The 12,901-nt window shown below is 36.3% G+C and carries 18 protein-coding genes, 1 tRNA gene and 3 pseudogenes; 10 read left to right on the forward strand and 12 right to left on the reverse strand.

Annotated elements, in window-relative coordinates; genetic code table 11:
* Positions 1–450 precede the first annotated feature (450 nt).
* From ACFIK2_RS03810 to ACFIK2_RS03830, 5 genes are all read right to left on the reverse strand, one after another.
* On the reverse strand, positions 451–840 hold the full coding sequence (locus tag ACFIK2_RS03810; RefSeq protein ID WP_375676895.1) for a hypothetical protein: 390 nt from the start codon (positions 838–840) through the stop codon (positions 451–453).
* 220 nt (positions 841–1,060) lie between these two features.
* Positions 1,061–1,810, reverse strand: coding sequence for a hypothetical protein (locus ACFIK2_RS03815; protein ID WP_375676896.1), 750 nt, complete (start codon positions 1,808–1,810; stop codon positions 1,061–1,063).
* Positions 1,719–2,147 (reverse strand): DUF1376 domain-containing protein, encoded by a 429-nt coding sequence (locus ACFIK2_RS03820; RefSeq protein ID WP_375676897.1) that lies wholly within the window; start codon positions 2,145–2,147, stop codon positions 1,719–1,721. Before ACFIK2_RS03820 ends, ACFIK2_RS03815 begins: the two co-directional genes overlap by 92 nt.
* Positions 2,148–2,182: 35 nt before the next feature.
* Positions 2,183–2,506 carry a DUF1376 domain-containing protein gene (locus ACFIK2_RS03825; protein ID WP_375676898.1) on the reverse strand — a complete coding sequence of 108 codons (324 nt, stop codon included), beginning with the start codon at positions 2,504–2,506 and terminating at the stop codon, positions 2,183–2,185.
* Complete coding sequence (locus tag ACFIK2_RS03830) at positions 2,496–2,969, reverse strand: crossover junction endodeoxyribonuclease RuvC (protein WP_375638626.1); 474 nt, start codon at positions 2,967–2,969, stop codon at positions 2,496–2,498. The genes ACFIK2_RS03825 and ACFIK2_RS03830 overlap by 11 nt, the downstream gene beginning before the upstream one ends.
* Positions 2,970–3,035: 66 nt before the next feature.
* On the opposite strand from ACFIK2_RS03830, the gene ACFIK2_RS03835 reads away from it, so the two are divergent.
* Positions 3,036–3,707, forward strand: coding sequence for a hypothetical protein (locus ACFIK2_RS03835; RefSeq protein ID WP_375643700.1), 672 nt, complete (start codon positions 3,036–3,038; stop codon positions 3,705–3,707).
* Positions 3,708–3,794: 87 nt separating this feature from the next.
* On the opposite strand, the gene ACFIK2_RS03840 is transcribed toward ACFIK2_RS03835, so the two are convergent.
* From ACFIK2_RS03840 to ACFIK2_RS03850, 3 genes are read right to left on the reverse strand one after another with little or no spacing between them, the layout of a single operon-like run.
* On the reverse strand, positions 3,795–4,025 hold the full coding sequence (locus tag ACFIK2_RS03840; protein ID WP_208434686.1) for a hypothetical protein: 231 nt from the start codon (positions 4,023–4,025) through the stop codon (positions 3,795–3,797).
* Positions 4,026–4,035: 10 nt separating this feature from the next.
* Positions 4,036–4,518: a hypothetical protein gene (locus ACFIK2_RS03845; RefSeq protein WP_375676899.1), complete on the reverse strand. Its 483-nt coding sequence runs from the start codon at positions 4,516–4,518 to the stop codon at positions 4,036–4,038.
* A gap of 10 nt (positions 4,519–4,528) precedes the next feature.
* Positions 4,529–4,858 carry a hypothetical protein gene (locus ACFIK2_RS03850; protein ID WP_375643708.1) on the reverse strand — a complete coding sequence of 110 codons (330 nt, stop codon included), beginning with the start codon at positions 4,856–4,858 and terminating at the stop codon, positions 4,529–4,531.
* 102 nt (positions 4,859–4,960) lie between these two features.
* Here ACFIK2_RS03850 and ACFIK2_RS03855 point away from each other — a divergent pair, with 102 nt between their 5' ends.
* The 9 genes and pseudogenes from ACFIK2_RS03855 (at position 4,961) to ACFIK2_RS03895 (ending at position 11,097) form a co-directional block, all read left to right on the forward strand.
* Positions 4,961–5,281, forward strand: a complete 321-nt coding sequence (locus ACFIK2_RS03855; protein ID WP_375612651.1) for a helix-turn-helix domain-containing protein — start codon at positions 4,961–4,963, stop codon at positions 5,279–5,281.
* A 237-nt stretch (positions 5,282–5,518) separates the two neighbouring features.
* Positions 5,519–5,898, forward strand: a pseudogene (locus ACFIK2_RS03860) (hypothetical protein).
* A 113-nt stretch (positions 5,899–6,011) separates the two neighbouring features.
* Positions 6,012–6,704, forward strand: coding sequence for a hypothetical protein (locus ACFIK2_RS03865; protein WP_273791749.1), 693 nt, complete (start codon positions 6,012–6,014; stop codon positions 6,702–6,704).
* 19 nt (positions 6,705–6,723) lie between these two features.
* Positions 6,724–7,182 (forward strand): hypothetical protein, encoded by a 459-nt coding sequence (locus ACFIK2_RS03870; RefSeq protein WP_375643720.1) that lies wholly within the window; start codon positions 6,724–6,726, stop codon positions 7,180–7,182.
* Between the two features lie 72 nt (positions 7,183–7,254).
* Positions 7,255–8,049, forward strand: a complete 795-nt coding sequence (locus ACFIK2_RS03875; protein ID WP_375612641.1) for an ERF family protein — start codon at positions 7,255–7,257, stop codon at positions 8,047–8,049.
* A gap of 1 nt (position 8,050) precedes the next feature.
* Complete coding sequence (locus tag ACFIK2_RS03880; RefSeq protein ID WP_375640851.1) at positions 8,051–8,674, forward strand: lambda exonuclease family protein; 624 nt, start codon at positions 8,051–8,053, stop codon at positions 8,672–8,674.
* A gap of 120 nt (positions 8,675–8,794) precedes the next feature.
* Complete coding sequence (locus tag ACFIK2_RS03885) at positions 8,795–9,013, forward strand: hypothetical protein (RefSeq protein ID WP_375618906.1); 219 nt, start codon at positions 8,795–8,797, stop codon at positions 9,011–9,013.
* 6 nt (positions 9,014–9,019) lie between these two features.
* Positions 9,020–10,064: pseudogene (locus tag ACFIK2_RS03890) on the forward strand (tyrosine-type recombinase/integrase).
* A 943-nt stretch (positions 10,065–11,007) separates the two neighbouring features.
* A tRNA-Ser gene (locus ACFIK2_RS03895) sits at positions 11,008–11,097 on the forward strand.
* A 115-nt stretch (positions 11,098–11,212) separates the two neighbouring features.
* On the opposite strand, the pseudogene ACFIK2_RS03900 reads toward ACFIK2_RS03895, so the two are convergent.
* The 4 genes and pseudogenes from ACFIK2_RS03900 to ACFIK2_RS03915 form a co-directional block, all read right to left on the reverse strand.
* Positions 11,213–11,566: pseudogene (locus tag ACFIK2_RS03900) on the reverse strand (helix-turn-helix domain-containing protein); the annotation flags it as partial.
* Between the two features lie 91 nt (positions 11,567–11,657).
* Positions 11,658–11,876, reverse strand: coding sequence for a hypothetical protein (locus tag ACFIK2_RS03905; protein WP_330167272.1), 219 nt, complete (start codon positions 11,874–11,876; stop codon positions 11,658–11,660).
* Between the two features lie 131 nt (positions 11,877–12,007).
* Positions 12,008–12,235 (reverse strand): hypothetical protein, encoded by a 228-nt coding sequence (locus ACFIK2_RS03910; RefSeq protein ID WP_375612620.1) that lies wholly within the window; start codon positions 12,233–12,235, stop codon positions 12,008–12,010.
* A complete protein-coding gene (locus ACFIK2_RS03915) occupies positions 12,232–12,897 on the reverse strand; it encodes a lysozyme (RefSeq protein ID WP_375640222.1) in 666 nt (221 codons plus the stop codon). The genes ACFIK2_RS03910 and ACFIK2_RS03915 overlap by 4 nt, the downstream gene beginning before the upstream one ends.
* Between the last annotated feature and the right edge of the window lie 4 nt (positions 12,898–12,901).

Raw genomic sequence — 12,901 nt, forward strand, 5'->3', positions numbered from 1 at the left:
TTCTTCAGATTCAATATAGCCACCAAGTTGACCAGCTTTAACATCACCAAAATCTCTTAACGCCTTAATGCGATAAAGTTTCTTACCCTCACGAAGAATTGTTTGATTTGTGAGTTGATATTTTGGAGATGTTTCTTGATTTTTTACTGTAGCTTTCATGCTAGTAATCCTTACGAAATTAGGTTTTTAATTGACAGCCCATAAGGGCGCCGGGCGCTAAAAACACGGTCGTAAGTCCGCCGCTATACTTTCCCCTCGCGAAGGGTATTGTATGGTATAGCTACACCCGACATAATCGTTATATGCTAGAGACAGCACAAAAGAAAGTCAGTATTTTGAAGATGGGAAAAACCTTACGTGGTTTAACCGCTTACGATTAAGTGTTTTTAGCACTTGCCAACCTTAATAAACGACCTTTTCTTTAAAGTCAATACGTATTTTTTATTTTTTTCAATTTTTTTCATTTTGATACCTACCTAATTGAATATCAAGTGCTTTCTCTAGCTCGTTGTCTATATCATCATAAGTTTTCACTGCTTTAACTGTACGTTTTTTGATTTCCCTATTCACCTCGTCTATCAACGCTTCGCAACTCAATACGCTTCTTGGCAAATCACCACCGTATATCCAAGCTTTCACTTGCGCCTTGGTACTGTAATCAACATTCTCAGGCATCTCATGATACTGACCACCGTCAAATTCTTCATATTCTCTTGTACCATCATCATATTCGTAAAGATTGTAAAAATACTCTGCTACCCCTAATCCCCATGGGGCATGCCCCACCGCCGTTGCAACGAACTTTTTCCCCCCCTTCTGTTTACGTTTTTTTAAAAACATCTGGTTTAATATCCCCTACCTAAATCCATAACTTTACCAATGGGTTTATTTGCCTCAAAATGGACCGTACAGAAGCGTTTTTAATTTCAATGTGGTTTTTATCACAAAATCTTTAAATCGCCCTGTACGGTGCCTTTCTGCCAATTTAAACGCATATCTATTCTCAAAATCATCAGCAAACTTCACTACTTTGCTGTTTTTTTCGGATCCATAAGCGTCTTTAAGCGTAGATCGCTGTTGTAAGTTGATTGAAGCTTTCTGAAAGGTTATTTGCGAAATTGTTTGACGGTGGTTTATAACATGCGCTTTCATATAGTTTTTTCACTTCTGATTTTTTGTGTTTCTTAATTACCAATCCATATTCTGGATGCGTAATCCAATTATCCCAAGCGCTTTGCCAATCGCGTTCATTTGCATTGTGACATGGATTGGTTTTTGAAAAGCGTACAAATTTTTCAAATTCTGATAAGGCTTCATCATGCGTTAATCCTTGTTCAGTTGCGTATTGAAAATCGGGTTTGAAATCTTCTAGTATTTTTTCAACTTCTTGTTTTTCCCTTATTTTCTTTGTTCCTTCAAAAAAGTTTGCTTTCTCTGGAAAATAAGCAGGCATTATCTTATCAACGATTTCTGAAAGTTGTTTTCCAACCTTTTTAACTTTTCGTGAAGGCAATTTCGCAATCATCGCTTCGTTAATTTGCCATCGGTTGTTAACTTCGTTTGAAGTGTTGGTATTTTGCTCGTGAATGATTGGTTGTTTGGTTTCTATCGTTTTGATTTGTTCTGATTGAACATCATCACACTCGATTGCCGTTTCAACCAAATCGTTTGTTTCTAAATTTTCAAAATCAATTTCTCTTTTTGATAAAATAATATTTTTATTTTTTTTTGTTATTGTTAATGTTAATGTTATTGTGCATTTCCAAGCATTGCTCGTGCATTGCGTATGCATTGCTTGTGCATTGCTCATGCATTGCACATGCATCATCATTACTTTTATCTTTGTTTTTATCCCATCTAGCTTTTGCTGCTTTTGATGCCTTTTCTGAAGATTTTTCTAAATTCTCATTGCAATTTAGTAACTCTTCTTCAACTTGTGCACTCCATAAATTTCCATTTTCCAAGCGGATAATTAATTTTTTTCGAATGAGTTTTTCTAATGATTTTTTAAAAGTTTGTACTGAACAGCCAACAGCACGTGCTAAAACAGAGGCATCATCATAAAGAGGTTCACAAGTTCTATACATAAAAGCAGTGAGTGTACTATAAGTGGCTTTTTCTGCTGCATCAGTGCCAGCAAAGTCCATAATCCACTCTTGATAAATTACGTACCCAAGGTAATTTATTTGCCATAATTACCCTCCTGCTCTTCAATAAAAGCTGCTTCTTTTAATTCCTCTTCAACATCTAAATTCCACAAGCGACCATCTGCTAAACGAATGAAATATCCTTCTTCAAGCAAAACATTCAGTGCCGCTTCAAACTTCTTCACTGAATAACCAGTGTAATGAGATAAAACTTTAATATTATAAAAAAGAGGTTCACCAGTATGCAACATACGTAACCGTAATCGCATATAGATATTGCCCTCTACAGCAGGCAAATAATCAACAACTATTGCCCACTTGTCTGCAAAAAGCCTCGTCCATGGTAATTTACTGGACATACCCCAATTCCCTTTCTTTAACTAAATATAAAATTGCTAAAGCATCTGCTTCGTTGTCATCTTTCGGATTGTGCCCTTTTGCACGCACCGCCTTAATCATCTCTTCTTTCGACGCATTCCCCTTGCCTGTCGTCGCTTTCTTAATCGTACTTACTGGTATACCCTCATACGGTATCTGATGCTGTTCACACCACGCCGTTAACGTTGCTAACAAACCACCGTAAACATGCGCTGCATCTGTACCTTTATGACGCCTCACCTCTTCAAAATACACCGCGTCAATTTGACCTGCTGTCTGCTTTATTTCTGATAGCCATTGCTTAAAACGCAAGTAACGCATTCCACCGCCTTCAAAACGGCGTGATTGAAAATTCACGGTACCACTGAACATGTCACCACTTGCACCACGTATCGCCCACCCCGTTTTGGTACCTAGATCAAAACAAAGAATCGTGTTAATCACCGCTCCTCTCCATACAAAACGTATTTTATAAAATTACTGTTTTCCCAAAGCGGAGGAGAAAGAGATATGAGAAATATGCAAGAAAATTTTGTAGAATTAACTGACATTACAATTAACATGAACAATAAATTGAATAACATTGAAACAGAACTCGCAACATTCAAAAGACAAAGTATATTGAAAAAAGACCTTCCCCAAATGATAAGAAATTCCTTAGAAACTTTGTGGACAGAAAACATAGCAGAAGGTTTAGGACCAAAGATGAAAGTTGAGATCTTTAATCTTAAACCTGAAGATCTATCACCAGAAGGTATTCTCATAGAATTTTCCATCAAAAACCCCACAGACCGACCAATGAAAATGAACTATATACGAATAGATGAAAATAGCCCTTTCGAATTCGTTCAAGCATTCTATCCAACTCCTTATCCATACTCTCAAAGCTCTCCAAGAAGCATTCTTAAAACATCTCCCAAATGTATCGATTTAATAACTCCCGTTACAACAAATCCTGTCATCCAAAACAACGTATTAGAAAGAGGAATTGACCTATTTACAGTGAATGGTGGGTATAGTTTTCAATGGGAATTAAAAATTCGCTCCATAGAAACAGAAAATCATGATAAACTATCTGTTCCGATCTTTATCTTAGAACATACTTCATCATATGACCCACATAAAACACTTGAAGTTCGCTTTTGGCCCAGCTTTTTTCGAAAATTAAGTCATCAACGATGATAATCTTATAAGATTGGGAATTAGGTTTTACTTATCTTCTCACCTATTAAGGTGAGAAGATGAAAGTATTTATTAGTTTGTTCTTTTTCATGAATCATAACCTCCAAAGGTTCCTATAACTCTTCTTTCTTGTACTTTCTTTTTCAACTCTTCAATTGACATATTTAACTTTACAATTAATATATCTTTTTCCTTCAGTTCTGTTTTGAGCTCTTGTTCTCTATTGCGATAGAGCAAAACAAAAAAGAACATAGCGATAACACAAAAGAACATAACCGCATTGGTAGTAAAAAACGTAATAATTGCTACTAAACTCATCTTTCTCTCCTCACTTACCCTTCTTCTTACTCTTCTTATTCTTATGAAGCGGCGCTTTTACTGCTTCATCACGCTGTTTAAGCTCTTGTGTTAGTCTTTCAACTTCCTCGTCGCGTGATTGAACATCTGCTTTTAGTGCCTGTATCTTTTCACTTTTCCGTGTAAACTCTTCTCGATACGCATCTATACTTTGTTTTAGTTCTTCAGTCTTTTGTTTCAGTTGTTTAATTTCCTCGTCACGTTCTTCAATCTCTTGCTTCAGTTGTTTAATTTCCTTGTCACGTTCTTCAAGATCCGCATCACATTCATCAATTGTCTGCTTGCTTTCCTTTAAATACCTAAACTCATTCTCTTTCATTTTTTTCTTAATATCTTGAACCTGCTCTTTAAGTGCTTTAACTTGATCGCGATAATGCAATGCAATACGAAACATCACTCCGCTTAAGAGCAAAACTGAAACCACTGCTATCCATAAAATTTCATTCGAACTCATCTTTATCTCCTTAATGCTGCAATCTATCGACCTTCTGATCAACACCGCAGCTCTTGCTAATTTTCGACAATGGGGGGTGTTGCTCTTGCATTAATCTCTGCAAGCGCTCGGGATAAAAAAAATCTTCTGGACGCAAATCTATCCCATGCTCACGTGCATAGTTCAAAAGCATAATTTGGTATTTAGCTGGAATGATGCCGCCTTTACCCTCTCGCTTTTCAAAAGGGTAAGCCCATTTTCTAATTACAATAACATTGCGATTAACGATATTAGCAACTTTTTTATACCCACCTAGATACTCAATTATGAGTTTTGCGGTTTTCGTATATGTTTTTATCATAGCGATAAAAATACGATATCAAAAATATTTAGTCAATACGAAAAACGTATCATTGTATTTTTTATATTGTAAGGACTTTAAAAATAAGGAATAAACTTAATTATGATTAGGCAAAAAGAGCTAAAAATTTGGATAAAAAAAGAGCTTGATAAAATGGGACGAGGGAGCCAAGCCAAGCTTGCCGCCCATCTTGGTATAAGAAGACCAGCTATATCCAATATGATTAATCTTAATACAAATAGGGAAATGAGAGATATTAAGGCAGATGAGTTAGTTAAAATTATGGAGTTTTTTAAAGATTCTTCACCTATTTCTGGACCTTACTCTGATGATTTTCTTTACTTATATTCACAAGCGAATGATTCTGAAAAGAAGATTGTCGAGGATCTTTTAAAATCTCTGCTCGCAGCAAGAAATTCATAAAAGCTTTTTTTTCACATTCGGTTAATTTATTTAGCATGATGGATAGCTGCTTTTCTTTTATATTTTCTATCATAAGCACCTCATTAACATTAATGATAATAAACAAAATCGAATAGATTTATAAAAATAAAAATACGTTTTTCGTATTTTATCTATTGACACATCGTTACGAAAAACGTATTAATTACTCCATATCTTAGAAAATAACTTTTGCCAATAGGCAGTATGGAGGCATTTGTGAATAAACCAGTGTTTATAAATTCTGATGAAATTCTCTTAGTGATGTGCGAAAATGAAGAGCAAAATCTCGCTAAATCTGGTCCTTTCTTAGAAGAAAGTGACATGATCAAATTTATCGACCAAGCCGATAATGCTGTCCAAATTTTGCGTATTGAACCAACGACTAATCGTTGCGAAGATATCTCTGAAGATATTGCCGAATTCTATCTTAAAGAATGTGAAGAGCAGTGTTTCAACGGAAACATTCCTCACGATTTTATTCTACACAGCACAGCATACGGTTTTTTTTAGATGATATAAAACAGCGCGAATATGATGATGCAATGTATGGTTCTTACGAACAACAACACCGTTTGCGTCCTTGTGATGTGCTTTAAAAGCTAAAGGCGTTTTTAAAAGACGCCACCTTTTCAAAAAATTCACCACACAATGCAATGCCGTTCTTTTGCAAGAACGACAAAGGCAGAATCTAACTTAAAGGAGTAAAACCATGGAAAAAAAATACGAACTTACTGATGAAACAATCGAAGTTGGGGGCAAAACTCTCCACCGCATTCGTGCATTGAGAGACTTTGGAAGAGTCAAGAAAGGTGACGTTGGTGGTTTTATTGAGCATGAGGGTAATTTATCACATGATGGCAATTGCTGGGTTGGAGATAGTGCAAAGGTTTTTGGGAATGCCAAAGTCTATGCCAATGCACTAATCCAAGATTGTGCATTGGTTTATGATAACGCAACAATTTTCGATGATGCACAAATTTTGAGTGGTGCACACATTTTCAATCATGCAAAAGTTTACGGTAATGCCCGTGTTCACGTACTTGCAAAAATTTATGGGAACGCGAAAGTGTACGATAAAGCTTCTGTTTCTGGTAGTGCACGAATATACCATGATGCAAAGATTGGCGGTAATGCAATAATTTCAAAGAACGCAGAAATTTTTGACGATGCTTGTGTTTTTGAATCCGCATGTATTGCAGATGATGCACGTGTTTTTGGAAAGGCTAAGGTTTATGGCGATGCCGCAGTCCACCAAGGTGCACATGTTTCTGAAAAAGCTAAAATTGGCGGTCAAGCAGAAATCTCTGGAAATGCCCGTGTGTTTGGTGGTGCACTAGTTTGCGAGAATGCCAAAGTAACCGGAAATACAAAAGTATCTGGAAATGACACTGTTTTAAGATAAGGGCATGAGGCAATAAACCATGGAAAAAAAATACGAACTTACTGATGAAACAATTCAGTTTGATGGATACCTTACGCTTTACCGCATACGTGCATTAAAAGATTTTGGTGATGTTAAAGCAGGCGACCTTGGCGGCTTTGTAGAGTATGAAGACAATTTAAGTCAAAAAGACGATTGCTGGATTTATAATGATGCCAAGGCGTATTGTTGTGCCAAGATTTACGATAGTGCTAAGGTTTATGATAAAGCACAAATTGGTGATTGTGCCGAGATTTTTGGCAATGCAAAAATTTATAATAACGTCAAAATATATGATGGACATATTTTTGGACACACACAAATTTATGGAAATGTGATTATTTATGCCGATTCAAGAATTTATGGCAATGTAAAAATTTATGATAATTCAGAAGATTGTAAACAAACTATGACCGCCCAGAACGGCAACTCTTCAACAAAAGACGACATTCCTTTCTAGCAACACAAACCAACTTTTAACACCAGCGTGATTCACGCCACGGGTGAATTGCGCGCAATGTAGGAAATCAAGATGAGTGAACAAAACACTAACCTAATAGAAATTGAAGAAACACATCATGTAGCCGTCGAACAAACTGTCATGGAACGTATTTTAAATAAAGCCTTAGACAGTGACGTCGATATGGATCGCTTAGAGCGTCTTCTTGATTTAAGAGAACAAGAGATAAAACGACAAGAGCGCCAAAATTTTGTCCGTGATCTTTCGGCTGTGCAAATGGCATATAAAAATATCGAACAAAACGCCATTAATAACCATACAAACAGCAAATACGCTACACTTGATCAGTACATTGATGCTGTAAAGAAAGGGCTTGCAACATACAAATTTGCTTTGTTTTATCGTATTAAAAATCAAACAGAAAAAAACGTTACCATAGAAATAACTCTGTCTCATCCTTCAGATAATCAAATCTCAACAGAAGGAACATTTCCAATTGACAGTACAGGCTCTAAAAATAGCATACAATCACTTGGTTCCACACTTACCTACGCACGAAGATACCTATTAGGCATGCTTCTTAATTTAGCAAGTAAAGAAGACGATACAGATGGAAACCCGCCTATTAAAAAGGCTTTTCCACAACAGATCAATGAAATCAGAAGACTTGTCGTACAAACCCAAACAGAAGAAGAAAAAATACTTGCTTATGTCAACGTCAAAAAGCTCGACGATATGTCTGAAGGACAAGCACAAACGGTATTACATCTTTTGAAAGATAAACAAAACAGGCAAAAGGCAGAAACAGATTCTACTATACAAGATGCCGATATAGCAACGCCACAAGAGCAACAAACGGCGGTGTGAGATGGAACAAAGAACAGCAGAATGGTTCCAAGCACGCTTGGGTAAAGTCACCGCATCAAACATTTACAACATACTCAATAAAACTACAAAAGGATTGCCTACGAGCAAATATGAAGACTACAAAATCAAACTCATAACAGAGCGCTTAACAGGCGAAACAAGCCCTTATTATGAAACTGAAGATATGAGATGGGGTATTGAACATGAAGAAGATGCCTTGAGAGAATATGGCTTCATTTATGATGCCAATATAACAAAGTGCGGCTTTATCCAACACCCCACAATAGAAATGGCGGGGGCTAGTCCTGATGGTCTCATTGGAGAAGACGGTTTAATCGAAGTCAAATGCCCGAGATCAGTAACACATATGCGCTTTTGTATAGGTGACGAAATCAAACCAGAATATCACGCACAAATGCAATTCCAAATGGCTTGTACAGGACGAAAATGGTGTGATTTCGTTAGCTATGACCCACGTTTTACGGGGGAATTCTTTCACTTACGCATGAAAGTCAAGCGTGTTCTCCGTGATGATCAACAAATTGAACAGATCAATCAAGCTGTTGAAACCTTTTTAGCAGAGATAGAACGAGAGATAAAACAACTCTCAACAAAAGCCGCTTAACCTTATGGGGGTGTTTTGTTCCCCGCATATCTACAAGCACCCCCGCCCTTTCATAACAACTTTTAAGTCATGCGTGATTCACGAAATGGGTAAATTGCGTCTCAATGTAGGAGAAAAGATATGGCGCCTCGTAAAGCTATCATAACGCAAGCAGACATTGCACGAGCTTTAAGAGAAGCAAAAAAGCAAAAATGCGAACTCATAGAAATCAAACCTACCGGTGAACTGCTTATCTATCTTAAAGCAGATATTCCAATACCAAATTCAGTTAGCCACCCAGACAAACTTTTAGATTTGTCAAAGAATGAATATTACGAAACCGCACTCTCTAAGATGTAAAATACCATGCCTAAACCACGTCCTCCTCATCTCGTTAAACAAATTACTCAACATGGCAAAATTGTATGGTATGTACGTATTGGTCATGGACCACGCATTAGAATACGCGGTACCTATGGAACGCAAGAGTTTGTTGATAACTACAAAAGCGCACTTGCCGAGTTACAAGGGCTTATACTTCCTAAATCAAAAACTGGTAAACTTGTCGAAGGTTCATTTGCATGGCTGCTTAAACAATACTTTAACAGCTCCAATTGGCATAGCCTTTCTAAAGTCACCCAAAAACAAAAAGAACTCATCCTTATGAAGGTATGTGATAGCATAGGAAACATTCCATACCAAGCAATTGAAAAGAAACATATCATAGCCGGTGTTGAACGGCGCAAAGAAACACCAGCAATGGCTAGAGACTTTCTACAATCCCTAAATGGGCTTTTTAATTGGGCGATTGATCAAGGTCTTTTGGAAAATAATCCAGCTTTAGGAACAAAAAGACGCCCCCTCAAAAACAAAGAGAGATTTCCTGTTTGGACAGAAGAAGATGTCGAAAAATATTATCAAAGATGGCATCATGGTACCCATGAACGTGTCTGGATTGATGTTCTTTTATATACGGGCTTGCGTCGTGATGATGCGGTACGAATTGGCTGGAAAGATGTCAATGATAATATCATTCACCTCAAAACAGAAAAAAGTAAATTTCAAACAGATGTTTTTCTTCCTATTTTTCCAGAATTAGCCAAAATGCTTGAAGCAGGTCCCATAGGTGATGAAACATTCATTTGTGGTAAATGCGGGAAAAAAATACCCAAAAATAGGTTCGGATTTACATTTTATAATGTGTGTACCAAAGCAGGTATCAAAAAATCGGCGCATGGATTGAGAAAATTAGCAGCAAAACGTGGCCGCTAATTCTGGTGCAACAGTATCACAACTTAAAGCAATTTTTTGCTGGACAAATGATGCTATGGTATCTCTTTACACAAAGAGCGCAGACCGTAAAAAACTCGCTCTTGCAACCATAAAAAAGCTTCAAAAAGATGAGGGATAGAGGCAAAAAAACTCAATAGAATCAGGAATAACCTATTCTCTCATATTAGACATAAATATTTTATTTTACACATACTTGTGAATGAATCGGCTTTTAAAACTTTGTCTTCTAAAGTTTACGCTTTCTGACTCTGCATAATTTAGCGTTTTTAAGTTCTATTCTTGAAAAACTATGTAATACCTTCACAAACTATCTATTGATCTAAGGGTAGAGCTCAATAATTTTTTCTTCCATTCAAATTAACTTTTTGCTTATCCCACAGAAAAAGCATTACAAATATACCTAATTTCCAGTCATATCTAGAAGAGATTTTAAACTATCGATGCAAATCTTACATAAATTTTTATTCAAATAGTGCAAATCAGCCATTCCCTCCAAGGTACTCTTTAGACGCACTAAATATCTGAATATTTTTATTTAAAAAATTAAAATCTTTTAAAGAGCTTTCTTATTGAATTGTACTTAATTTAAACTCAATAAAAACTTTCCTTGAATATATATGTCATTCTTACAAATTTATCTCTCATAAACTGTCAGAGTAATAACATTTTCTTTTCGACAATATAAACGATCTAAATAAAATAAATATCTGGAAAGGTAAAATAATTCAAAAATACACGACCGGAATTTAATATAATTTATCAAACATTTTCAACTAAACATTTCTTATTATTACGAAAACGATTGTTAGAACTTAAAAAAAATATTGCTTTGTAAAAAATTTTTAAACAGGAAAAAAATGATAAATATCATAATTACCTTTCATTTTTTCAGAAAAAACTATCATGTTTAAAAATGAAACTCTTAGATAACACACTCAAAGAATTAACTTATGAAGAATTATTTTAATTGAAACTTAAATAGTTTTACAAAGAACGCTTTAAAATGCGTATTAAAATGATTGACCTTTTACAAGAAATTTGTCAAAAAGCATATCTAGTTTGGAGGGGTGGCCGAGCGGTTTAAGGCACCGGTCTTGAAAACCGGCGTGCAGGAGACTGTACCGTGGGTTCGAATCCCACCCCCTCCGCCACAGCACTTTTATGGTGCTATAACTTTTTGATTTTATATGACTTTTTTAAAGGTTCGGGATAAATAAATAAAGGTTCGGGAATAGGATTTTTACACTTTCCTTTAAAAAATGCATTCTTTTTGCCAGCTTTCTCTAATAATTTTTTTAATAGTTCTAAATCTTCTTGTGAAATAATGTTTATTAGTCTAGAAAACATACCAACAGCTTCACATCTGAATGTATCAGAAGGCTTTATAGTGAAACTTTTGCGACAAGCATCCGATTCTCTTCTCAAAATTTCTGCTACCTCTTGATCTAAAGCATAGAGTTCAATTATCTTTTCCTCCAGTCCTACAGGAACAGACTTTTTGCCAATTTCTATAGATGATAAAAATGCTACAGATATATCTAATTTTTTAGCCATATCTAAAAGGCGTTCTGAATGATCAATGCGAAGTTTGCGTAAGGTTTTACCAAATGGTGTTGGCATCTAAAAAATCCTATTAAAAAAGAAGCTCTCTCGTGATTCTAGCAGAAATTCTCAGGTTTTCGTTAACTGATTTTTTACTATAATGGTTTTTTTAATTTTTTGAGAACCACTGCTTTAAATGTGCAATGACATTATCTAGCGCATCCATAAGACGAGCAAAATCAAGGATAAGCAAAAAGATAAAAAACGCTATCCACTTCATCAAGCGAGACATCATTTTCACGCTTTGATAGGTAAGTATCATTTCTTGAAGCATTTCTTTTTCTGCTTCTGTAAGCTCTATATCGTCTTGTGTTTTTTTTCTAGCCATGTTTCCACCCACACAAGCGTTGACCCTGCTTGTTATGCTTTAAGATCTCTCTTGCTAAGTTTGAGCTAATGGTGTTCAGATCTTGCCGGCTTAAATAAATAGGTAACCAACCAACACAAGAAGAAACATATTTATTTGTCGCGCAACCAGTGAGAGAGAGCAGCACGCATATCAGCATCACTTTTTTGATTAACTTCACTTTCCACCTCAAGCCGTGTTGTGGCTGCTTTTAAAGCTTTTTCTGTTTGCTTTTGTTGCTCTACTTTTTTCCCAAGAGTAAAAGCTTTTGCTAAGGCAATAAAAAAAGCGGCTAAAGCCGCACCTGTTACCATCAAGTTTCTTTTCATCCATAAGATCATAGGCGGTGCTCCTGAAAGCGTTTAGCAACAAAGAAAATGCCAGTACATGCGGCTAAAACCATAATGGCGGCTAAAGCCCATTGGATTGGTCCATTGCCCGCTAAAAACCCACCAAGACCTGAGAAAGAACCAATAATCGGTGCCAATGCTTCTGCTTTGAGAAACCCTGTTGGTTGTTTCGTTTCTACTGTTTGATAATTAGAAGAAACATAAGCCCCTTTCGCCCATAGCCCTGCCTCTGCTACACGCCGGTGTACGAGACCTTGTAAACGTTTGCCTCCTGCTTTGGTCCATTTCTGCAATTCGGTTGGTACCGCTTCATAATCCCCCCGATTAAGCCTTTTAAGCAATGTAGAGTTTTGGAAAGCTGCAATACCCACATTATAACAAAAGGAAACAAGAGCGCCGAATTGTTCATCGCTTAAATTCACACAAACTGCTTTTTCTACCGCCCTCTCATATTGCCGCAAATCTGCTAAAAGCATGGTTTCGGCTTTTTTTTCTGTAATCACCATACCCTCAACAACTGTTGGTTGACCGGCTTTTTTCGTATGACCATAACCAATCGTCCATATGCCAGAAGCATCTTGATAAGCCTGCAAGCGCAAACCTTCCCACTTTTTTAAACAGTATAAACAGTCTTTACTTATTTTCCGTGCCATTGTT

The organism is Bartonella sp. AP88XZML (genome assembly GCF_042195565.1).
GTDB lineage: Bacteria > Pseudomonadota > Alphaproteobacteria > Rhizobiales > Rhizobiaceae > Bartonella.